The sequence below is a fragment of the Myxacorys almedinensis A genome (genome assembly GCF_010091945.1).
GTDB lineage: Bacteria > Cyanobacteriota > Cyanobacteriia > Leptolyngbyales > Leptolyngbyaceae > Myxacorys > Myxacorys almedinensis.
On the sequence record NZ_WVIE01000029.1, the window covers coordinates 40,556 to 61,501 of the forward strand.

29 protein-coding genes are annotated in these 20,946 nt (G+C 49.2%); 13 read left to right on the forward strand and 16 right to left on the reverse strand.

Going from position 1 to position 20,946, the window contains the following annotated elements; translation table 11 throughout:
* The first annotated feature begins 89 nt into the window (after window positions 1-89).
* The 3 genes from GS601_RS19255 (at window position 90) to GS601_RS19265 (ending at window position 1,516) form a co-directional block, all read left to right on the forward strand.
* The gene (locus GS601_RS19255) at window positions 90-815 is read left to right on the forward strand and encodes a response regulator (RefSeq protein ID WP_162424919.1); all 726 of its coding nucleotides are present in this window, start codon (window positions 90-92) and stop codon (window positions 813-815) included.
* 159 nt (window positions 816-974) lie between these two features.
* Window positions 975-1,301, forward strand: coding sequence for a hypothetical protein (locus tag GS601_RS19260; protein WP_202925217.1), 327 nt, complete (start codon window positions 975-977; stop codon window positions 1,299-1,301).
* Complete coding sequence (locus GS601_RS19265) at window positions 1,289-1,516, forward strand: hypothetical protein (protein ID WP_162424920.1); 228 nt, start codon at window positions 1,289-1,291, stop codon at window positions 1,514-1,516. The genes GS601_RS19260 and GS601_RS19265 overlap by 13 nt, the downstream gene beginning before the upstream one ends.
* 8 nt (window positions 1,517-1,524) lie before the next feature.
* On the opposite strand, the gene GS601_RS19270 is transcribed toward GS601_RS19265, so the two are convergent.
* On the reverse strand, window positions 1,525-1,680 hold the full coding sequence (locus tag GS601_RS19270; protein WP_338017081.1) for an element excision factor XisH family protein: 156 nt from the start codon (window positions 1,678-1,680) through the stop codon (window positions 1,525-1,527).
* 72 nt (window positions 1,681-1,752) lie between these two features.
* Window positions 1,753-2,148, reverse strand: a complete 396-nt coding sequence (locus GS601_RS19275; RefSeq protein WP_162424921.1) for a hypothetical protein — start codon at window positions 2,146-2,148, stop codon at window positions 1,753-1,755.
* A gap of 203 nt (window positions 2,149-2,351) precedes the next feature.
* Between GS601_RS19275 and GS601_RS19280 the strand changes: the two genes are divergently transcribed.
* Window positions 2,352-3,128 carry a type 1 glutamine amidotransferase gene (locus GS601_RS19280; protein WP_162424922.1) on the forward strand — a complete coding sequence of 259 codons (777 nt, stop codon included), beginning with the start codon at window positions 2,352-2,354 and terminating at the stop codon, window positions 3,126-3,128.
* 50 nt (window positions 3,129-3,178) lie between these two features.
* On the opposite strand, the gene GS601_RS19285 is transcribed toward GS601_RS19280, so the two are convergent.
* The 12 genes from GS601_RS19285 to ureG form a co-directional block, all read right to left on the reverse strand.
* Window positions 3,179-4,468: a BaiN/RdsA family NAD(P)/FAD-dependent oxidoreductase gene (locus tag GS601_RS19285; RefSeq protein WP_162424923.1), complete on the reverse strand. Its 1,290-nt coding sequence runs from the start codon at window positions 4,466-4,468 to the stop codon at window positions 3,179-3,181.
* 136 nt (window positions 4,469-4,604) lie between these two features.
* Window positions 4,605-5,201 (reverse strand): sulfite oxidase-like oxidoreductase, encoded by a 597-nt coding sequence (locus tag GS601_RS19290; RefSeq protein WP_162424924.1) that lies wholly within the window; start codon window positions 5,199-5,201, stop codon window positions 4,605-4,607.
* Between the two features lie 140 nt (window positions 5,202-5,341).
* Window positions 5,342-5,515, reverse strand: a complete 174-nt coding sequence (gene rpmF / locus GS601_RS19295) for a 50S ribosomal protein L32 (protein WP_162424925.1) — start codon at window positions 5,513-5,515, stop codon at window positions 5,342-5,344.
* A 72-nt stretch (window positions 5,516-5,587) separates the two neighbouring features.
* Window positions 5,588-6,340, reverse strand: coding sequence for a phosphoadenylyl-sulfate reductase (locus tag GS601_RS19300; protein WP_162424926.1), 753 nt, complete (start codon window positions 6,338-6,340; stop codon window positions 5,588-5,590).
* A 122-nt stretch (window positions 6,341-6,462) separates the two neighbouring features.
* Window positions 6,463-7,464 carry a 50S ribosomal protein L11 methyltransferase gene (locus GS601_RS19305; RefSeq protein WP_162424927.1) on the reverse strand — a complete coding sequence of 334 codons (1,002 nt, stop codon included), beginning with the start codon at window positions 7,462-7,464 and terminating at the stop codon, window positions 6,463-6,465.
* Window positions 7,465-7,491: 27 nt separating this feature from the next.
* On the reverse strand, window positions 7,492-8,244 hold the full coding sequence (gene urtE / locus GS601_RS19310; protein ID WP_338017082.1) for an urea ABC transporter ATP-binding subunit UrtE: 753 nt from the start codon (window positions 8,242-8,244) through the stop codon (window positions 7,492-7,494).
* Window positions 8,245-8,425: 181 nt separating this feature from the next.
* Window positions 8,426-9,187 (reverse strand): urea ABC transporter ATP-binding protein UrtD, encoded by a 762-nt coding sequence (gene urtD, locus GS601_RS19315; protein WP_162424928.1) that lies wholly within the window; start codon window positions 9,185-9,187, stop codon window positions 8,426-8,428.
* Window positions 9,147-10,340 (reverse strand): urea ABC transporter permease subunit UrtC, encoded by a 1,194-nt coding sequence (gene urtC / locus GS601_RS19320; protein ID WP_338017083.1) that lies wholly within the window; start codon window positions 10,338-10,340, stop codon window positions 9,147-9,149. Before urtC ends, urtD begins: the two co-directional genes overlap by 41 nt.
* Before the next feature lie 141 nt (window positions 10,341-10,481).
* Complete coding sequence (locus tag GS601_RS19325; RefSeq protein WP_162424929.1) at window positions 10,482-11,636, reverse strand: ABC transporter permease subunit; 1,155 nt, start codon at window positions 11,634-11,636, stop codon at window positions 10,482-10,484.
* Window positions 11,637-11,711: 75 nt separating this feature from the next.
* A complete protein-coding gene (locus GS601_RS19330; RefSeq protein ID WP_238393378.1) occupies window positions 11,712-11,891 on the reverse strand; it encodes a hypothetical protein in 180 nt (59 codons plus the stop codon).
* A 77-nt stretch (window positions 11,892-11,968) separates the two neighbouring features.
* A complete protein-coding gene (gene urtA, locus GS601_RS19335; protein WP_162424931.1) occupies window positions 11,969-13,288 on the reverse strand; it encodes an urea ABC transporter substrate-binding protein in 1,320 nt (439 codons plus the stop codon).
* A 187-nt stretch (window positions 13,289-13,475) separates the two neighbouring features.
* Window positions 13,476-14,099, reverse strand: coding sequence for an urease accessory protein UreG (ureG, locus tag GS601_RS19340; protein WP_162424945.1), 624 nt, complete (start codon window positions 14,097-14,099; stop codon window positions 13,476-13,478).
* Between the two features lie 76 nt (window positions 14,100-14,175).
* On the opposite strand from ureG, the gene GS601_RS19345 reads away from it, so the two are divergent.
* The 9 genes from GS601_RS19345 to GS601_RS19385 all read left to right on the forward strand — a co-directional run bounded on the left by GS601_RS19345 (window position 14,176) and on the right by GS601_RS19385 (window position 19,818).
* Window positions 14,176-14,352 carry a hypothetical protein gene (locus tag GS601_RS19345; protein ID WP_162424932.1) on the forward strand — a complete coding sequence of 59 codons (177 nt, stop codon included), beginning with the start codon at window positions 14,176-14,178 and terminating at the stop codon, window positions 14,350-14,352.
* Window positions 14,353-14,639: 287 nt separating this feature from the next.
* On the forward strand, window positions 14,640-15,026 hold the full coding sequence (locus GS601_RS19350; RefSeq protein ID WP_162424933.1) for a hypothetical protein: 387 nt from the start codon (window positions 14,640-14,642) through the stop codon (window positions 15,024-15,026).
* An 800-nt stretch (window positions 15,027-15,826) separates the two neighbouring features.
* Window positions 15,827-16,159: a DUF6883 domain-containing protein gene (locus GS601_RS19355; RefSeq protein WP_162424934.1), complete on the forward strand. Its 333-nt coding sequence runs from the start codon at window positions 15,827-15,829 to the stop codon at window positions 16,157-16,159.
* Window positions 16,160-16,177: 18 nt separating this feature from the next.
* Complete coding sequence (locus GS601_RS19360) at window positions 16,178-16,426, forward strand: DUF4926 domain-containing protein (RefSeq protein WP_162424935.1); 249 nt, start codon at window positions 16,178-16,180, stop codon at window positions 16,424-16,426.
* A 178-nt stretch (window positions 16,427-16,604) separates the two neighbouring features.
* Window positions 16,605-16,952, forward strand: coding sequence for a hypothetical protein (locus GS601_RS19365; protein WP_238393379.1), 348 nt, complete (start codon window positions 16,605-16,607; stop codon window positions 16,950-16,952).
* 1 nt (window position 16,953) lies between these two features.
* Window positions 16,954-17,220 (forward strand): antibiotic biosynthesis monooxygenase family protein, encoded by a 267-nt coding sequence (locus GS601_RS19370; RefSeq protein WP_162424937.1) that lies wholly within the window; start codon window positions 16,954-16,956, stop codon window positions 17,218-17,220.
* 265 nt (window positions 17,221-17,485) lie between these two features.
* Complete coding sequence (locus GS601_RS19375; RefSeq protein WP_162424938.1) at window positions 17,486-18,403, forward strand: helix-turn-helix transcriptional regulator; 918 nt, start codon at window positions 17,486-17,488, stop codon at window positions 18,401-18,403.
* Window positions 18,404-18,506: 103 nt separating this feature from the next.
* Window positions 18,507-19,499: an NADPH:quinone oxidoreductase family protein gene (locus tag GS601_RS19380; RefSeq protein ID WP_162424939.1), complete on the forward strand. Its 993-nt coding sequence runs from the start codon at window positions 18,507-18,509 to the stop codon at window positions 19,497-19,499.
* A gap of 25 nt (window positions 19,500-19,524) precedes the next feature.
* Window positions 19,525-19,818, forward strand: coding sequence for a hypothetical protein (locus tag GS601_RS19385; protein ID WP_162424940.1), 294 nt, complete (start codon window positions 19,525-19,527; stop codon window positions 19,816-19,818).
* 460 nt (window positions 19,819-20,278) lie between these two features.
* On the opposite strand, the gene GS601_RS23350 is transcribed toward GS601_RS19385, so the two are convergent.
* A complete protein-coding gene (locus GS601_RS23350; protein ID WP_238393380.1) occupies window positions 20,279-20,455 on the reverse strand; it encodes a Clp protease N-terminal domain-containing protein in 177 nt (58 codons plus the stop codon).
* A 99-nt stretch (window positions 20,456-20,554) separates the two neighbouring features.
* The coding region (locus tag GS601_RS23355) for a helix-turn-helix transcriptional regulator (protein WP_238393381.1) at window positions 20,555-20,946 on the reverse strand (392 nt) is incomplete at its 5' end.

The window sequence follows — 20,946 nt, forward strand, 5'->3', positions numbered from 1 at the left end:
AGAGCAGTGGTCACCTTGACAACTGCACCGACGGATAAACCTATTTTTAACTGTTCTGCTATCTTCTAAACGCTGTGGGAGTTACTCCAATGAACAACGATATTCGGATCACGCTTGTCGAAGATCACGACCTCACGAGGGTAGGCATGAAAACGGCGTTGCAACAACGAGCCGGGTTTCAAGTGGTGGGGGAAGCGGCGAATGGCACGGATGGTCTAAAGATGCTGACAACTGTGAAGCCGGATGTGGCGATCGTGGATATTGGCTTACCAGACATTGACGGCATCGAACTGACGCGGCGGTTTCGCCAAGCCCAAGCCCTGATGGAAGATAGCATCAATACACGGGTGCTGATTTTAACCTTGCAAGATCAAGAAGATGTGGTGTTGGCAGCGTTTGCAGCAGGAGCCGATTCCTATTGCATGAAGGATGTCAGTCTTGATCAGTTGGTTGAGGCACTGCGGGTGACGAATGAAGGAAATTCTTGGATCGACCCTGCGATCGCACGGGTGGTGCTGCGCCAAAATTACACGGCGCAAGCCATGCTCAGCGCCGCAGACGAAAGCAATGTTGTTGCGATCGCGGCGGCAGAACCAGAATATAACCAAATCATTGAAGCGTATCCGCTAACTGAGCGTGAGTTAGAAGTGTTGCAACTGATCGTTGATGGGTGCAGCAATGCTGTGATTGCAGAAAAGCTATTTATCACAGTGGGCACGGTAAAGACTCATGTGAGAAATATTTTGAATAAACTGTGTGCTGACGATCGCACCCAAGCTGCTGTGCGAGCGCTGCGATCGGGCTTGGTCGGTTGAGCAGACCTCGATCCTACCCGTTTGCCTGGGGTTGCGATCGCATGGTTTTCCAATAAACTGGCGCATAAAAAATCGTTACCTAAGCCTTGCTATACTTAGCCTTAAACTAAAGCCCAGACTCAAGAATTGAGAGCAGCATGGGTAGGTCGTGGAGGTCAGATGGTCACGCTACACCTTAAACAAATTGATGTTCCACCGGGGCAACGAGTTCTATTTCACAATGTAAGCTGGCAAGAATATGAGGCGATTCTTGAGGAGTTAGGAGAAAACCGCACCTGTCGTCTCGCCTACAGCCAGGGAAGTTTAGAAATCATGTCTCCCCTACCTGAGCACGAAATTGCAAAAGTATTAATAGGCGATTTCATCAAAATGTTGCTAGATGAATTCATGCTCCCCAAGCTGATGATTTCTAAGAGCGTGCCGTTTCAAGTGCGACAATGGTTCCGTCCCTCTCGCTTAAAGACTTCTAACTCATGTGGCGTGTAATTGTAAACTGCTCTGCTGATAGCTGGAGTGCTCAGGCTAAAGCGTTTAATGAGATTCTGGCAAAGTATGCCGCTAAGCCACTTTCTAGCAAAAAGATGCAAGATGATCAGCGGCGAATTATGGAGTTTCAAATCGACGATGTGAGTGAGGCAGAGTCGTTTCAAGATGAGTGCATGACGTTGGAAGGATTTGCGGCTCAGTTTGAATCGTTATAGTTAAAGGCTCAAGCTCCAGCGATCGCGATTGCCTGTCTGAGGTGCAACGCTGATTGAACGTTGACGTTACCAACCTTAAACCTTAATGGGTCGTCAGTGATGACCCACCGTTCTTTTTGCAGTGCTCGCTTTACAGCATCATGAAAAACATCCTTGGCAGACACAAACAAAAGCTCAATTCTAATGAAGTTTAGTTTGCCTCTAAATACCACCAAGTGAATTACAGCAGCGTTAGTTTAAGAGTTTTCGATGATATACTTTTCGAGTTGAAGAATTGCCTGATCAATTGCTGTAATGGTTCCATCAACAGCATTTTTCTGTTTTTCTAGCGGCGCAAGTTGTTGAGCTAAAGCACGGCGATTCGCATCGCGATTGATGGTTTGAACAGTTCGTACAAAGCGACCAATGCTACCGCCACCTCTGACTTTAGACCCTTGCTGACGCACTTTGTCAGTGTATTCTGCACGAATTATTTTTTGCTGTTGGGTCAATTCTCTTTTCACCAAAGTATGTTCTTTTTTCTTGAGCTTCAACGCTTTGATCGCTATTTTGGCTTCTGCTAATGATTGAACTGAAATAGTAATTCGCCCATCATCCGCGATCGTTACAAAGTTGTTTTGATCAGGCAACATGCTTCCGAATTTAGCAACTCGACTCAGTATAACTTGTGCTCAGTATATTGGCTGGCTAAATTCAAATTGCTCTAAAGATTGACAGATAGGCTCTAAATTACCTTAACCTCCTTAAATGGAGCGGTCGAACACCCGCGATCGCAGCCGGGTTCAAAACTGATCATTCAGGGTCTTCGTTAACGCAAAAGAAGCTAGAAAGTGCTATGGCAATTGAGCAATTACACCAGACCTCAACTCTACAAAAGTTACACCTCAACATCCTGTTGCTACAAATTCGAGAAGATGAGTTGACTCGCCAAGAAGAATTCGATGAGTTTGTTCGATATAGCCGTCTCGATCCTAGCCAGTTTCAGGTTCTCGATACCTTTCTAACTCCTGAGTTCGAGCCTTCTATCATCCACGGATTTGATGCGCTGTTTATTGGTGGCTCAAGCGATGTCTCCGTTCTTCAACCCGATCTCTACCCCTTCATCACCCCGATGAAGAAGCTACTAGTTTACTGCTTGCAGCAAGAGATTCCGGTTTTAGCTTCGTGTTTCGGCTTTCAAGCCGCCGTAGAAGCCTTGGGCGGTCAAGTCATGCTCGACAAAGCCAATTTAGAAATGGGAATCTACCCAATGTGGCTCACCGAGGCAGCAGCAGAAGATGCGCTGTTTCATGACATGCCCAACGGCTTTTGGGCAGTGTCGGGTCATAAAGAACGAGCGGTAGTTATGCCCAAAGGCGCGGTTTTGCTGGCATATTCTGATCGCTGCCCGTTTCATGCGTTCAAAATTCCTGGTAAACCCTTTTACGGGTTTCAGTTTCATCCGGAAGTAGACGCGCAAGATCTTGCTGTTCGCGTTGTTCGCTATCAGAGCCGCTATTTAGACAGCGATGAGCAGGTGGATTGCATCTTGAGAGACCTTCAAGACACAGCGATCGCAAACCAACTGATCGAGAAGTTCGTCGATCGAATTGTCTTACAGAGCGATCGCTAAGCCTCCCACACTATTTCCAGGCTAAGAATTTCCGGCTAAGAATTTCCAGGCTAGGAATTTTCAGGCACTTGGCTGATCGATTGTCCGGCGATCCAGCCTGTTGTCCAAGCGCTTTGAAAGTTGAATCCGCCGGTGACACCATCAATATCTAGCACTTCACCCGCAAAATATAGTCCCGGACAGCAGCGACTTTCCATCGTCTTAAAGTTGACTTCCTTGAGAGCGACGCCACCACAGGTAACAAATTCTTCTTTAAATGCGCCTTTGCCTGCGATCGCATAGCTGCCTTGGGTCAGTTCTTGGATCATCGCTGCCATCATCTTGTTAGACAGATCCGACCATCGCATCTCTGGCGTCACGCCAACATAAGCCACCAGTTTTTCCCACAAGCGCCGAGGAATCATCACCGGGCAATTTGCCGCGATCGCTTTTCTGGGAATCTGGTTTCTCACAGCCATTAGCTCCTGGCGCAACGTCTCTAAGTTGTGAGATGGCAGCCAATTAATCACCATCGGGCAACGGTAGTGACGATCGTAGAGAAACCTAGCCCCCCAAGCTGACAGTTTTAGGGCAGCCGGTCCACTCAGCCCCCAATGGGTGATCAACACCGCTCCGGTTTGTTCTAGCTTTGGGGTGCTGCCCTCTGTCTGTAACCGCAGCCGCACCGGATCAACCGAAACCCCTGCCAAGTCTCGCAGGCGATCGTCTGAAATCTGAAACGTAAACAAGGACGGCACCATCGGCTCGACGGTATGCCCTAAGGCTTGAGCAAATTGGTATCCGTTCGGATTGCTGCCCGATGCAAGCAGTAAGCGATCGGCACTCAACACTTCACCAGACCGTAGCTCTAGGCTAAAGCGATCGCCTTGTTTCACCACCGACTTGACTGCCGCCCCCAGCCGCAATGTGACGCCTGCTGCTTGGGCTTGATCAAGCAGACACGTCGCGATCGTATGAGCATCATCTGTTACGGGAAACATGCGTCCATCGGCTTCGGTTTTTAGGGCTACACCGCGATCGCGAAACCATTCCACCGTATGCCGCGCCTGAAACCGAGAAAATGCCCCGCGTAGCGCCTTGCCGCCTCTGGGGTAATGCTGCACCAATAGCGATGGCTCAAAGCAAGCATGGGTGACGTTGCACCGTCCGCCCCCTGAAATTAAGACTTTCGAGAGAAACTGCCGCCCCGCCTCTAAAAGCGTCACGCGAACCGAAGGGCTTGAATCCGCGGCGGTTTTGTCAGAGGGGCACGCGGCACTAATTGCCCCAAAAAATCCTGCTGCCCCGCCCCCAATTACGACAACGTGTAGAGGTCGCCCCTCTGATCTAAGTTCTACCAAACTGTCAACCCCTGCCAAACCGCCTCTTCTAGGCTAACGCGCTTCTGGTTACGGTTTCACAAAATCTTAGCGTGATGCTGAGTCTTGAAGGACAAGATCTGAGCGCCCAATATCTATGCAAGATCAACGGTGCACACTAGCGATCGCTATAACGCTCTTCTTTCCAAGGATCACCGCGCCGATGATAGCCATTTCGCTCCCAAAAGCCTAACTCTTCGGTTGATAAAAACTCTAGACCGTTGATCCACTTCGCGCTTTTCCAAGCATATAAGTGGGGCACAACCAGGCGCAGCGGTCCACCATGATCGGGGGGTAGAGGCTCACCAAACAAGGTGTGGGCAAAAAAGTTTTCCTCGCGCAGGAAATCATCGAGCGGAAGGTTGGTTGTGTAGTCGCCGTAGCAATGCTCCATGATGTGGGTGGCGGCAGGGTGAAGCTCAATGTGTTTCATGACGTCCACCACTTTAACGCCCGTCCACTGTACATCGAGCTTTGACCAAGTGGTGACGCAGTGAAAATCAGCCGTGAAGGTAGACTGAGGCATTGCCATCAGGTCTGCCCAGCTAAATTGGGTTTCTTGTGCCAAGCCCCACACGCGAAGCTGCCACGTCTCTCGATTGACATGGGGTGTGCCGCCGTAAGTCAGCACCGGAAAGCCATTCGTCAAGTGCTGACCCGCAGGGACTCTATCTCCATACTCTGATCCTGGCTTTTTGAAGAACTTTCCCGCCATGCGCTTGCCCTACCCCATCAGTTCACCGAATCGATGCTTCGCTAAATAGATTTCAGTGAATTGCCTACTCAATTCAAACCTAAATCTCTCAACGCTAAATCCCTATTGAGATAGAGCCTTGAATCGGTAGAGCGGTACCGTTAGTCTTCTTCGGTTTCCTCGTCAGTTGGGTAGACAAAGCCCTGTGCCCGCCCAGTCAAAATAGACTTGCCAAGGGAGAGCGCCCGTTGAGCCTGAAGATTGGCTTTGCTTTTCCAAGTGGCTTTGCGCTTATCCCGCTTCGATTTTGATGTTTTCTTCTTAGGAACTGCCATACTTTCCCCTACGATCGTGACTAGACAACCTTCCTATTCTACGGCATTATTTCCCCCTGGGGCAGGAGCGCGTCAAGATCCTTGGGTAGGGTTGACGGCGTGCAGTCCACATTCTTTTTTGCCTGCATCTTCCCACCACCAGCGCCCCTCTCGCTCGTGCTGGTTGGGCAACACGGCGCGGGTACACGGTTCGCACCCGATGCTAACAAAGCCGCGATCGTGGAGGGCATTGTAGGGCACATCATAGGAGCGAATGTACATCCACACCTCCGCCGATGACCAGTTGGCAAGGGGGTTGAATTTGGTTAAGCGGCGATCGGGGCTAGAAAAGGCACCGTCTGCTTGCACCACTGGCACACTGGCGCGAGTCGATGGATTTTGATCTTTTCGCTGCCCCGTGATCCACGCATCTACGGTAGAAAGCTTACGGCGCAGGGGTTCTACTTTGCGAATGCCGCAGCATTCCTGGTGCCCATCGTCGTAGAAACTAAACAGCCCTTTGGCATTGACCATCGCTTCAACGGCGGCAGCATCGGGAAACAAAAGCTCGATCGTAATGCCGTAATGGGTTCTCACCCGATCGATAAACTGATAGGTTTCCGAATGGAGCCGACCTGTATCTAGACTAAAAACTTGAATATCGCTTCTAATTTTGTGCGCCATATCGATCAAGACAACATCTTCAGCCCCGCTAAACGAGAGGGCAATGTTGTCAAATTGGCTGAGGGCGCGTTCGAGAATTTTTTGGGGACTTTGGTTCTCAAGCTCTGTCTCAAGGCGGGTGATGTCAAGGTCGCCGGTAGGCTGTGCGGTGACGTGTACCATGGTGTTCTCTCCCAAACAGGATCGGCTGAGGTGCATTTCCTATTCTATATCCAGTGAGGGTATCCCCTAGATTGAGCCACACCCGATGCGTTGACAATCTACTAGCTTAGATCAGGCAAAGATTAGCTGAGGCGCTTGGCAAAGCTGAGGGCTACCCAGTGTTCCAGGCAGTCGCGCTCAATCACCTGAAATCCGGCTTTACCTAGAGCACTGATCACCTCCGGCTCATAGTCAGTGGTGAATCCGGAGGTGATCAGCAGCCCAGTAGAAGCATCGGTTTGGCGGAGCGATCGCCCATAGTCTTCGGCAAGCGCGATATGCACTCGCGCAAAAATGTTAGCCACAATCAGATCAAAACAGGCGCTCGGCGCGATCGCAGGGACAGTATCGAGCGTTGTGCCACCCATCCAGTGCCCTAGCTGGCTGCCTCGCCCCAGGCTGCCTTGGCTCACGGTGACTTGAGCGGCAACGCCGTTGCGCTGCACCGCATCTTGGGTGGCTTGCACCGCCGTTGCATCATTATCGAGGGCTAACACCTGAGCTTGGAGACGCGCGATCGCAACGCTCAAAATTCCGGAACCACACCCTAAATCCAGCACCTTCATCGCAGGCGTCACATAGCGCTCGATCAAGCGCAAACTGAGAATGGTTGCCGGATGCCAGCCGCTGCCAAAACTAAAACTGGTGCCAAGGCGGAGCAACCGTTCGTCGTTCTGCGCCTCATAGTCTGCATCGGCAGCCAAAATCACAAACCGCCCCACCCGATGGAGCGGCGGCGGAGTGAGCGGCGGCTTTTCATCGACAATCGCCACTTCAAGAGCCGTCGTGTCGCCCGTGCGGTGCAACGATGAGAGCAACTGGCGGATTTTTTCGACCTGCGCTCTTGTGTGTATTTCATCCGGCAAGTAGAAAGCGATGGTAAAAGCCCATGGCTTTGTCGCGATCGCGGCGCTCTCTAGCCCACTATTTTCCAATTCGTTGCTTGGCGCATCGTCTGATCCCCTACCGGATTCACAGTAGGGGACAACGCGAAGGTCATCGGTGTAGCGATCTTCAGCTAGCAATGTCCGAACCCAATCAACCGCTTCGCGGGTTGTACTGAGGCTGATCTCGATCCAGGACATAGAATTTCCGTAGGGTTCTTCTAAATCCTACACTGCTAAGAATTGCTGAATCACATCATTGCTGAGTTGGCTGGTAGAGCCAGATGCCACCATGCTGCCTTTTTGCATCGCATAGTACCAGTCTGCCTGCCGCACAAAGTGCAAATGTTGCTCAACTAGCAAAACCGAAATCCCGGTGGTTTCGATAATGCGGCGAACGGCAGCCTCGATTTCTAAAATGATAGACGGCTGAATGCCTTCGGTTGGCTCATCTAGCACCAGGAGGCGGGGGCGTCCCATCAGAGCACGCGCGATCGCAAGTTGTTGCTGTTGCCCGCCGCTCAAATCGCCGCCCATGCGAGATAACATCGTTTTTAGCACCGGGAAAAGCTCGAAAATCTCGTCTGGAATCTCCAGGTGTTTTGGGCGTTCGGGCAAGGCTTCGAGTCCTAAAATCAGATTTTCTTTGATCGTTAGCCTCGGAATCACTTCCCGCCCCTGAGGAACGTAACCAATTCCTAACCGTGCCCGTTGGTCGGTTGTTCTCGCAATGATCGATTTTCCGTCTAGCTTAATGTTGCCGCTCCGGGGTTTCAAGATGCCCATCAGCGTTTTCAGCATCGTAGTTTTGCCGACCCCATTTCGCCCAATCAGACACACCATCTTGCCTGGAAAGACCGACATATTAACGCCTCGGAGTATGTGACTTTCTCCGTAATACACGTTTAGATCATCCACCTCTAGCATTGGAGAGGCTGTGTCTGCCCGCATTGGCTCTAGCGTTGCATTTTCGTAGCTCATAGTGATGTAGACGATACTGTAAAAAGCGTTGTGGAGAAAGGTCGAGTGACAGAAACGAGAACAAGATCATGCTAGAGCGGCGGCAACAGTGGCGTTTACGGTGGCATTTAATTTAATGGTGGCATTTAATGGTGAACGTCATCCCCTTTGATCGCTCTGCGGCTAGAGGCATACCCCCTCCTTAAGCCGCGACAGGATTATCTTCTTGCTTGCCAAGATACACTTCAATCACGCGCGGATCATTTTGCACATCGTCCATCGAGCCTTCGCAAAGCACGCTGCCCTGGTGGAGCACCGTCACTTTCCGAGCGATTTGGCGCACAAATTCCATATCATGCTCAATCACAATAATGGAATGGCTTTCTGCCAACGCCAGCAGCAAGGTGCCAACGTTTTCAGTTTCTTCATCGGTCAACCCAGCAACCGGTTCATCGACCAGCAGGAGATCGGGCGATTGAGCCACCAACATGCCGATTTCCAAGCGCTGTTTTTCCCCATGGGAGAGCAGATCAGCCTTGAGATCGGCTTTTGTCTCTAGGCGAATTGTTTCGAGCAAGCCGGTCACCGTCCGCGCTTCGGCTCTAGAAGGCGCGCCAAAAAGTGCATTCCAGACGTTTTTATGGCGGTTGCACGAGAGTTCTAAGTTTTCTCGGGGCGTCAGGTTGAGATAGACTCGCGGCGTCTGAAACTTTCGCCCCACCCCCATCCGCGCGATTTCATATTCAACCTTGCCTTGGGTTGGTTTTCCCTTAAATGTTACCTGCCCAGTCGTGGGTTTTGTTTTGCCGGTAATCACGTCGAGAAAGGTTGTTTTTCCAGCGCCGTTTGGTCCAATAATCACCCGCAACTCGCCTTTGTCTAGGCTGAAATTGAGGTCATTGAGCGCTCTGAAGCCGTCAAAATTAACGGTCAGGTTTTCGATTTGCAAGATTTTTTCGTTCATACTGCACGTCTGGGTCTTCTTCTAAACTGGGATAAGTTTGCAGGGGACGCCGCTTATTGACCTGCGATCGCACCCACCGGACACCATCGTCTCGCAGCCAACCAAGGATGCCGCCTGGCAACACCGTCACCACGATGAGAAACAGCGCGCCTTGGAAAAAGTACCAAATTTGCGGAAACTGCTCACTCAAAATACTTTTGGCGAAATTCACAATCAAGGTGCCGAGAATCGCGCCGACGATGGTAGCCCGTCCGCCAACCGCCACCCAAATCACCATCTCAATCGAGAAGGCAATATTCATCGCTTGCGGTGTGATAATGCCCGATTGCGCGGTGTAGAGCGCTCCGGCAATGCCAGCAAGCCCCGCAGAAATGGCGAACACCAGCACCTTAAACAGAGTAGGGTCGTAGCCTGAAAAACGCATCCGGGTTTCGTCATCTCGCACCGCCACGAGCAGCCGCCCAGAACGCCCACTGGTGAGCCAACGACTGAGGGCATATCCGCCAACAAGCAGCAACACCGTCAGCGTGTAGAAAACTGTCTGAACTTGGGGGGAACTGACGGTTTGCCCAAAAATGGTAGCGGTGTCTGTTTTGAGACCGTTGGTGCCGTTAATTAGCTTTTGCTGACCGTTGAAAAAGTTGAAAAAGACGATCAGGGCTGCCTGGGTCAGAATTGAAAAATAGACGCCCCGTAGCCGATTGCGAAACACAAGATAGCCCAAAATTGCCGCCACGATCGTGGGAATAAAGACGATCGCAAAGAGCGTGAACGGCAGTGAATAAAAGGGCTGCCAGAAAAACGGCAGTTCTGTCACGCCGTAGGGCGAGAAGAAATCTGGTAGTTGCCCGCTCGGAAGTTGGAGCGAGAGAAACATGGCTAGGCTATAGCCGCCTAGGGCAAAGAAGATTCCGTGCCCCAAACTCAGAATGCCGGTAAATCCCCAAATGAGATCGATGCCGAGAGCCGCGATCGCAAGGGCAAGATAGCGTCCAAGCAGATTCACCCGAAACGCCTGACCTGCCCCCACTAAAATAGCAGGCATGATGAAGATCAACAAAATCGCGATCGCGCCAACAATTCCCGCCTCGATCAAAAGCTTTTGCTTCCGACCTCCAAACTTAGTCGATTGTGAACTGACTACATCCACCACTTTGATATCTCCAACAACGTGATATCTCCAACAACTGAGGAAGGATTGGTCTAACGTCCCACGGCAACACTGATCAAACTGTAATCACCGATGCATACCACCGCTCAACTTGAGGCTCTTTGCCTACCTGCGATCGCTAACTCAAGCGTCCACAGTACGCCCTTTCTGGGGAAACAGCCCCCCCGGACGAAACTGTAGAAAGGCAATAATCAACGCAAACACCAACACTTTCGCCATGCTAATCGTGGAGAAGAAGGCAAACACATCAGACAAGGGCTGGATGGGTGCGGTGAGATCAACGAGCGTATTCGAGCCGATCAGATAGTTTGCCGTCCCGATTGCCAACGCGGCGAGAATGCTCCCTGCCAGTTTGCCGACGCCACCCACCACCACCACCATGAAGGTGTCTACGATGTAGTTCTGTCCTGTGTTTGGACCGACCGACCCCAATAAGCTGACCGCGCAACCCGCCAGCCCTGCCAACCCAGACCCCAAGGCAAAAGTCAGCGCATCGACTTTCTTAGTCGGAATGCCAAGACAAGCACTCATGGTTCGATTTTGAGTCACAGAACGAATTCGCAAGCCCCACGGCGTATTGTTCAAGAACCAATACACCCCGACAACACACGCGATCGTCAGCACAATAATGAAAATTCGAGCGTAAGAAAACTGGGTTCCTGCGACTGGCAAGCCGCCTCTCAACCATCTAGGAGCCGTCACATCGACATTTCGCGCCCCAAACCATTCCTTTGTGAACGCCAGTTTGTAGGTTGCGCCGAGGACGTTGCCCACCGCGATCGCACTGACTGCCGACAGAGGCAGCATTACGGCTAAAAACCAGCCCCGAATCCGCTCAAAATCAGTCCGCCGGGCAACGATCGTCATTGCCCCAAAAAACAGAACGCAGAAGACGGCAACGATCGCCACCAACTGCCAACTCACGCTTCGCACAAACTGCTGCAAAATCAAGCTCACGCCCCAGGTTGCCAGCAGGGTTTCTAGCGGTCGCCCATAGAGATGGCGGATCACGCCCCGTTCTAAAATCAAGCCAAAAATTGCGGTGACAATGAAGGCAGCAATCAGCGCAACAAAGATATAAATGCCGAATAGGGGAGTATTTTTCAGCGCATTTTGCACCAAAAACGTGGTGTACGCGCCCAGCATGATCAACTCCCCGTGCGCCATGTTGATCACCCCCATGAGACCAAATACGATCGCTAGCCCTAATGCTGCGAGCAATAGCACCGATCCGAGGCTGATACCGCTAAAAATTCCGTCTACTAATCCTGATAGCATAAGGCTCTCTTAGAGGGACGAGGACTGTGGAATGGAAAAGAGAATGGGGGCGTAACGTTCAGAGAAGGGCAATCTTTAGGGGGGATCAGACCTCAAATAAAACGCAGGAGGGATGAAAACCTTTGCCTCGGAAAAATGGGCGGCATACTCTACCCGCGCCACCGCTTGTCCGATCCTCAGCCCTAGTAGATTGTCAACTTTGAGTTGAGGGGGTAGAGGGGTGAAGGGGTAGAGAGAGATGACCCATCCACCCATCCACTCATCCACTCATCGATTCCCAGTCCATCATTTCAACCTTGACAGACCACCAGTTTTTCATCCCTCCTGCCGGGTTAAGTCGTTTTGTACTTCCCGCCCTTCGCCGGATCAGACCAGTCACACCCAAGTCCCTTCGTATCTGCTACGTACTGATTCCACGGCACAGGCTGCACGGCTTCCGTCGATTCGTAGACAATCTTAAACAGCGAATCTTCGCCTACCTCACCAATACGGACAAACTTGGAAAGGTGATGGTTAGGATTCATCGTCACCCGCCCTTCGGGAGCATCAAAGGTTTGACCATAGGCAGCGGCTTTTACCTTGTCGAGATCCTCGAACGTGCCTGCCTTCTCAACCGATTGCTTCCACAGATAGACCATAATGTAGGCCGCTTCCATCGGGTCATTGACCACGCGATCGCTGCCATATTTCGCCTTAAACGCCTCTACAAACTTAGTACTAGCCGGCGAATTTACAGTTTGGAAGTAGTTCCACGCCGCATAGTGACCCTTGAGATAATCAACACCGATCGCTTTCACTTCTTCTTCGGCAATACTGACCGACATCGACGGATATTTATCCGGCTCTAACCCAGAGGCTTGCAACTCTTTAAAGAAGGCAACGTTGCTATCTCCATTCAAGCTGTTGTAAATCACGCCGCCGTTGGGCAAGGCTTGCCTGATTTTTTGAATCACCGATTTGACTTCAGTGCTACCTAACGGCACATAATCTTCTCCGACCGTTTTACCGCCCTTGGCATCTAGTTGCGCTTTGATGATCGTGTTGGCAGTGCGCGGAAAGACGTAATCTGAGCCGACGAGGAAAAACTCTTTGCCTTTGTTTTCTAGGAGCCAATCTACAGACGGCTCAATTTGCTGGTTTGGAGCCGCCCCCGTGTAGAAGACGTTGTTCGAGCATTCCTGCCCTTCGTACTGCACCGGATACCACAGCAGGCTTTTCTTTGACTCAAACACAGGTAAAACGGCTTTGCGGCTTGCTGATGTCCAGCAGCCAAACACGGTGGCAACTTTATCTTGATCGATCAGCTTTTTCGATTTTTCAGCAAAGGTTGGCCAATCAGAGTTGCCATCTTCAATCACGGCTTCGATCTGCTTACCGAGAACCCCGCCGGCTTTGTTGATTTCCTCGATCGCCAGGTTTTCAGCATCCACAACACTCTTTTCACTGATCGCCATTGTGCCGCTCAACGAGTGGAGAATGCCAACCTTGACGGTGTTTCCCGCTGCGGTGGTGGAGGCAGCCGTAGATGCAACGGGCGAAGCACTTGTCCCTGTTGGTGTAGACGGGTTGCTGCCACAGGCTTTTAATAGAATGCTCCCGGCGGCGGTGGAGCCTAAGATCATAAATTCGCGCCGACCAAATGGTTTTGTCATATCGAAATGTTGCTCTCCACGGAAATACTGCGTTTAACCCCACCCAAATCGTTAAGCCATCTCTGAATCCTGCCTTTCAAAGGTTGCCAGACTAGCTTGATGGGTGGCTCATCTAGACTCGGTGATAACTCTGAGATATTAAGACCTCGCTGAAGCAAACAATTGTATCAGTGGCTACAATCTAAGGCTATTGCGTCCGTTTTGGGTCTAAAATCAGCCCTATGTGGGTTTCCAAGAAGTGAATAATTGTACTAAGCCCGTCCTGAGTTTTGAGGTTTGTAAACACGAACGGTTTGGTGCCTCGCATGGTTTTAGCATCGCGCTGCATGATCGCTAAATCGGCTCCAACATAGGGCGCAAGATCTGTTTTATTGATGACTAATAAATCAGATTTTGTGATGCCTGGTCCCCCTTTACGCGGGATCTTATCGCCGCCTGCCACATCGATCACATAAATGTTGAGATCCACAAGTTCTGGGCTAAAGGTTGCGGCTAAATTGTCGCCGCCGCTTTCTACCAGAATTAGGTTGAGGTTTTGAAAGCGCTGTTCTAATTCGTCGATCGCGGCTAAATTCATCGAGGCGTCTTCCCGAATTGCCGTATGAGGGCAACCGCCCGTTTCTACGCCCATGATGCGATCGCGCTCTAAGGCCTGCGATCGCACCAAATATTGTGCGTCTTCTTGGGTATAAATATCGTTGGTGACGACGGCAATGCTGTAGCGCGATCGCAGCGCCTTACACAACGCATCGACTAGTGCGGTTTTGCCCGAACCGACTGGACCTGCAACTCCAACTCGAAAAGCATTCATAGTGCGATCGCAAACTCTGTTAGGCAAAATGATAAACCCTCACCTCCCATGATTCAGAGATGAGAGAGTCAATTCTTTGTTAAGAACATTTGCCGATGGGCACGGAAACCTAACTCAGGACTGCCGAGGCACAACTCGATTAACCGAAACCCTAACTCAGGACTGCCGAGGCACAACTCAGTTGACCGAAAGCGTCACTTGGTTAGGGCAAAGCACAACTCGGTTAACCGAAAGCGAAACTCAGAACTGCTGAAGCATAACTCAGTTGACCGAAAGCGTCACTCGGTTAGGGCAAAGCACAACTCGATTAACCGAAAGCGAAACTCAGAACTGCTGAAGCATAACTCAGTTGACCGAAAGCGTCACTTGGTTAGGGCAAAGCACAACTCGGTTGAAATTACGAGATTCGTCTCCGTATACGGTCTCAACCGCCGCCAACTTTAGTTAAACTTCATGCCAGATTCATTAGATTTTCTCAGGGTGTCATTAGATTCGGCACACTAGAGTGAAATAGCAAACGTTACAAAACAAAATACTCCGATGCCTCGTCAAAAACGCAATTCTCAAACGCTCGAACGCGCCCAACAACGCGCCGTAAGCTTACAATCGATTGACCCCGCACTGCATCTCGGTAGAGGGTTGACCTTAGAAGAGTATGGGCGTGCGATCGCGCTGCACAAAACCCAATTAGATGATTACAACCGTACCCTTTCTGCCATAGAGCAACTTGCGATCGCGGTAGATGCTTCTGAGAAAGCATTAAAAGATCTCAGTGAGCGAATGCTCTTAGGCGTAGGTGCGCTGTATGGCAAAGACAGCGAGGAATATGTAATGGCAGGTGGCGCACGCAAGAGCGAGGTAGCGCGAAACCTGTCGAAGTCGAAAGTGGGCGGGTCGAAGAAGAAAGCGCAAGTGGAGGCGGCTTAATCGGTTGGGTGTAATCCATCGCGATTGCACGAATCGTTTGCTGCATACAAGGCTGCACAGGGATGTTGTATAGACAAAGCTCCGTATAACATCCCAAAATAGGGGATTAGACAGAATAGAATCTGGATAACGTTCTGATTTAGGGTGTTAGGCAGATCTCTATCTGTCTAACACCCCATTTTGGAGGAGATAGACAGAATAGAATGAGCAAAATCCGTCTAATTCTGAGTTGTACCATATATGCTACTTGGAAGCACCCTGTAAGGACACAGCAATTCTCATTTTGGCGAAAAGCTGTTCAAGAACCAGGAATCTCGGTAATGTAAGGACATGGTATTTTTTAGGATGTTAGCAGCCTATCAAATCTTTCGGGCTATTAGTGGTGTATCAGTCCTGCCTTTTCCATGGAGCCCTGCGTTCAGGATTTTATTGCTAGCTGCAGGAATTCTTGTACTCACCGGCAAGAGATGTGGTTTCCTCTTGTTGGCAGTGGTTTTTGCGCTATCAACAATAAGCTTCAGCACGGCAGCAGGTAACTATATTTTTCTATAGCCTCCTGTGACATTAGTATTCTCAAGTGGCTTCAAATTCTTCCTTTTTGTGTATTCAAGTAGTAATACCAATTTTGTAGTTGATGCCTTTTATTTGGTTGGCTTGGTCACCATAATTGTATATGTCTGCTCCAAAGCCAGAGTCTTCAAAGAAAGAATGGCTGACGAAGATAATGACTTTCCTGCGGATTCATGGTAGAGCAAGCAAAATGACCGGAGATTAAGAAGACTTTCTGTACCGCCTTGTATATGTTGATTCCGAACGCAGAAAATGCAGTCGTCGATGTTCGCAAACTACGTGACTACTGCCTAAATTCAGAGCATGATGACGGAAAGCATAAAGCTCGGCTCTTTTTATCAATTCTTGGCATGACGGCTGGCAATGCTGAAGAGTTACGCCAAATTTTACTAGAAATTGTCACAATTCATGAAGCTCGTTTGGGGCGACAAGATGAGTTTGGACAACGCTACACTCTTGACTTCACGATTGCATGGCAAAATAGAAGTGCAACTCTTCGTAGTGGTTGGATTATCGAGCATGGCTCGAAGATTCCAAGATTAACAACCTGCTATCTCCTGTAGTATTTGGAGGTGATACAAGTGACGAAGAATACAGCTAAATTGCTAGATGTCGTAGCTTTAACAGTTGATTTACCCGAATACAACCTGTGGTGCGGGCAAGTCGGAACCATAGTTGAACTGCTGGCTGATGGGGCAGCGTTTGAGGTTGAATTTAGCGATCGTGATGGTCGAACGTTTGAGTCCATCGGGTTGCGTCCAGAGCAAATCATGGTGTTACATTTTGAGCCAGCATCACCTGACTTGAAGCCTGAAATGGTCTCAGCATAGCGCAGCACAACAACGCTGTTGCAACGGACGGTATCAACACTCTGGTAATAGCTCGAAAACTTGTGCCGCCGCTGAACAGCAACGTTAGGCGGCTCAAATTGCTGGTTGAGACATCGTTGAGTGTTATTGATTTTTGTGTCAGAATGCTTCATGAAAACAGCAGCCTTGGAGGTCTAAGATGCCTCTCGTGAGTAAAGCTAATGGCTTATTGGCTGAGTTTGCTATCTTTCCAGTTGAGCCTGACAATCAAGCAAACTTAGTCGAAAAGGTTATTCAAAACATTGAGTCTGTTCTTAAGCACAATACAGGAGTTGTGTCTGGCACAGTGCTTCGTAGCCGCGATGGGTTAAGAGTAACAAGCTATACACAATGGGCGAATCAAGAATCTTATGTAGCTACTCAACCCTTCACAGATTTTGCTGTTCCTGATGTTCATCTGTTTGAAATCTTTGCTGAAGAGCCAGAAGATAGTGCATTGCAGCTTTCGTCAGGTATGAATGGACTAATCAATTTCGGCATCTTTTAAGATGAAGCAACCCGAAAATCAAGCTCGATTCATAGAGTTATTTCGTGAGGCGCTAGTAAGGGTGTCAGGGCAAGCAGGGTTGATTTCGACTCATGCTCATCGTAGTTTAGATGGTTGGCGTTGTATTAATTTTGGGCATTGGCGATCGCTGGAAGAATACACAGCAATGGATACCAACCGTCCCTTTTCACCTCTCTTTGGTGAGATGCTTGATCTAGCAAATAACGAGTATCAGAAGACCTTACACGAAGTTGTGTTTACGACTTGAAAAGACAAGGTAAACCGCCGCATAACAACCCCCTTGCAGCGGACGGAATGGAGATCTTGGTGGTGAGTTTAAGGTTACTTGCTGCCGCTGAAGGGGAACGTTGTGCCGCTTAGGTTATTGGTGAAAATACGCACTTGAAATTGATCGCTCAGCATTCGAGGTGTTTTTCTTTTGAATTAGACTGCAGAGTAGGTCGCCCAAATTGATTTCTAACCGAACAGCATTGATAATTTTTTAAGTCAGTTCTTAACTTAAATCGCTCAGCATGACAGCGGAACAGTCAAAACATCCTCAAAAAATTCCTGTACTTGACTATGGTGACCAACCAGAAGCCTCAAAATTAGTCTTGCCAAAATCGGCATCTTTTTCTAGCCCTGCTCAGTGGACAGATTTGCACTTTGAAGTTCAGCAACAGCCAACACACGATACGGGCGAACATCTTCATCAAATGCACATTTTGACAATGATTACATCTGATACGCCGATCAATCAGTCAATCAACGGTCAGTTTCAACGTCATTTAGTGGGTCAAAATAATGCTTTTATTCTGCCAGCAGGGGCACTGCATCGTTGTGATTGGCAGCAAGATATCGAGTTCATGTTTCTCGGCATCGATCCTCATGTGTTTGTTCAGGTTGGACAAGAACTGGTGAATCCCGATCGCATTGAACTGATCCCTCACTTTGCCACCCTTCAAGATCCATTGATTCAGGGAATTTTGTTTACGCTTAAACAAGAATTAATCACGGCTGGCATTAAGCCAGATCTGTTTGTCGATCAGCTTAAGACCACGCTGGTGACGCACCTGCTGCGGAAATATGGTGCTCAAAAAGTCAAAATTGCCACCTATGCGGATGGGTTGCCCCGGCATAAGTTGAATCAAATCATTGATTATATTGCAGTTCATCTTGACTCTGGCTTGGAGCTAAAAGAGTTGGCACAGCAGGTTGGGATGAGCCAGTTTTATTTCAGTCGGCTATTCAAGCAGTCTTTAGGGATTACTCCCCATCAGTATGTGATTCAGCAACGTGTCGAACGGGCAACTCAACTATTACGAAAGGGAGAGTTGAGTTTTGCGGAGATTGCTTTGGCGTGTGGATTTGCCCATCAGGGACATCTAAATCGGCACTTTAAGCGTTTGACAGGTCGGACTCCCAAAGAAATAAATGGCAAGAATGGATAAAACGAGCAAGTTTGTGTAAGACAGGCGATCGGGATTACTTCTATTCTGTTAATCACTCAGGCAATCTTGTATAGCCTGAATCCATAAGAAACAGAACCGTCCTATGAAAGCTATACAAGTTCATCAATTTGCCGATTCAACTGCGATTCAACTACAAGAAGTTGCTTCTGCTCAACCGAAGACCAATCAAGTCGTGGTTCGAGTCAGGGCGGCTGGTGTCAATCCAGCGGATTGGTATGTAGTCAATGGCGTGTTTCAAATCCCTCCTGCATTACCCTTCACGCCAGGATTTGAAGCCGCAGGTGAGATTACTGCGGTAGGCGCTCACACTCACTTGCAGCCTAGAACACGAGTGCTGATTACGCTGCCCTACTTAAGCGGGGGAACAGCCAATTTTGGAGCATTTGCTGAACAAATTCTCGTTCCTGCCCAAAACGTTGTGCCGATTCCTGATAGCATCGACTTTGCGATCGCCGCCGCAATTCCCGTTATGTACGGTACTGCCTACATTGCCCTTAAGCATCGCGCTCGTGTGCAAGTGGGTGAGACGTTACTTGTTACTGGAGCAACCGGAGCAACTGGATCGGCAGCCATACAAGTTGGTAAACATCTAGGGGCAAGGGTGATTGCTGTGACGGGTGGCGCGGAGAAAGTGCAGCGTGTTCGTGAGTTGGGCGCGGATGAAGCGATCGACTACAAGCAGGAAGATGTCGTCTCTCGTATCAAAGAACTGACGCAAGGGAAAGGTATCAATGTTGCATTTGAAACTGTGGGGGGTGATTTGTTTGAAGCCACTGTGCAATCAATGGCGACAGAAGGACGATTACTACCGATTGGGATGGCGAGTGGGATTGTTCCTGAATTGAGTATGATTCGGGTGTTGGCTGGCAATTTTGCGATCGTGGGCACTGATTTTGCTTACTACACAGTTCACCATTTGGATTTAGTTTGTCAGGGGTTAACAGAAATTTTGAGTTGGCATCAAGACGGGATTTTCAAAGATTTGATGGTGAAAACAATGCCCCTAGAGCAAGCGGCTGAGGCAATCACACAGGCACATCAAGGAGCGGGGGCGAAAATCATACTGACAACGTAGGGGAAAGAAACAGAGGGCAAAGGATATGCAGATTTTAGTTATTGCTCGTGTCAAGCTAGGTATCCCTGTTGAGCAAGTTTTACCTTTTGTGAGTGCAGAAGCGGCGCAAGCATGGCAGTTTTATGCTTCAGAACAGATTCGCCAGATGCATTACATTGCTGACATGAGTGGCGCTGTGATGCTTTGGGAAGGTGAGAGCGTGGAATCTGTCACGCATGAGGTACAGAAATTACCGCTGGTGAAAGAAGGCATTCTCGCCTGTGAGATCCTGCCACTCAAACCCTATACAGGCTATGAATCCCTGTTTGCACAGTCATAGGCGCTCATGCTGATCGCATATCAGATTCAAACATCTGCGGGGATTGACGGGCTTAAATTAGTCGATTTACCAGAACCGAAGCCAAAAGTAGGGCAAATTTTAGTGCGAGTCTGAGCAACTTCGTTGAACTATAGGGATACTGCTATCGTCAGCGGTCTCTATCCTGTGCTTTTTTGACTGAAGAGCATACGATTTTTGACTTCTCATCAACAGATGAAGGGTAACGACAGATTGAACTATGATGTAGCGATCACGGCACAACAACGTCCATGCACCCGACCGTATAAAGTTAATCTGTTAGAATTTTGATGCTACTAGCGGCGGGTGATGGGCAACGTTATGCTGCTTAAGACATCAGGGGTGGCGGCAATTTGAGGATTACTGGTAGGGTGAATAACAAAAAATACCTACCAAGACTCCGGAATCTGGTAGGTAGTATTAGTTGGTTCTCAGTCTGGATTTAGATTGTCTCTGCTAGTTGTTTGTTTAGGGCTTCGAGATCAATTCCGTATCGTTGAAACAATTCACTCAAAGCGGTTTTATCTGTTTCAGCAAGGCGGATTAATCCCCACAACAAATGTTCCGTTCCAATTGATTTCTTATCTTGCATCCGAACAATCTGCAAAGCAAGCTCCATGACAAATTCGCTCTTCGGGCTGAGTTTTTCATTTCCACGAGATTTAAAGGAATGCTCATTGGTTTCGATGTCCAGTGTTACCCCATTGGCTCGAAGTAACTATGAAGAGGTTGTCGTTGGATCAGCTAGCAAGCCAGCCAGTAGATGTTCTGGCTCAACTTGCAGGTTCTGTGAGTGTGAAGCCTCATGGCATGCAAACTTGATTGCATTGATTGCTTTTTCAGTAAACCGTTCAAATCCAAACTTGAAGCCAAGAAAATTGGTAAATCGCTCAACTAATGTCTGCATAGAGTTCTTTTCCTGATAAACGAAAACGTGTTCAATTGCGACATTAAACAGGTTGGCAATTTTGAAAGCCATGTCTAGGCTGGGGTCAAACTTGCCAGATTCAAAACCATTGACCGCCTGACGACTGACTCCTAATTCTCTGGCTAGGTCAGCTTGTGACCATTGATGCAGTTGTCGAAGTTCTTTCAGTCGGTTTTTCATTG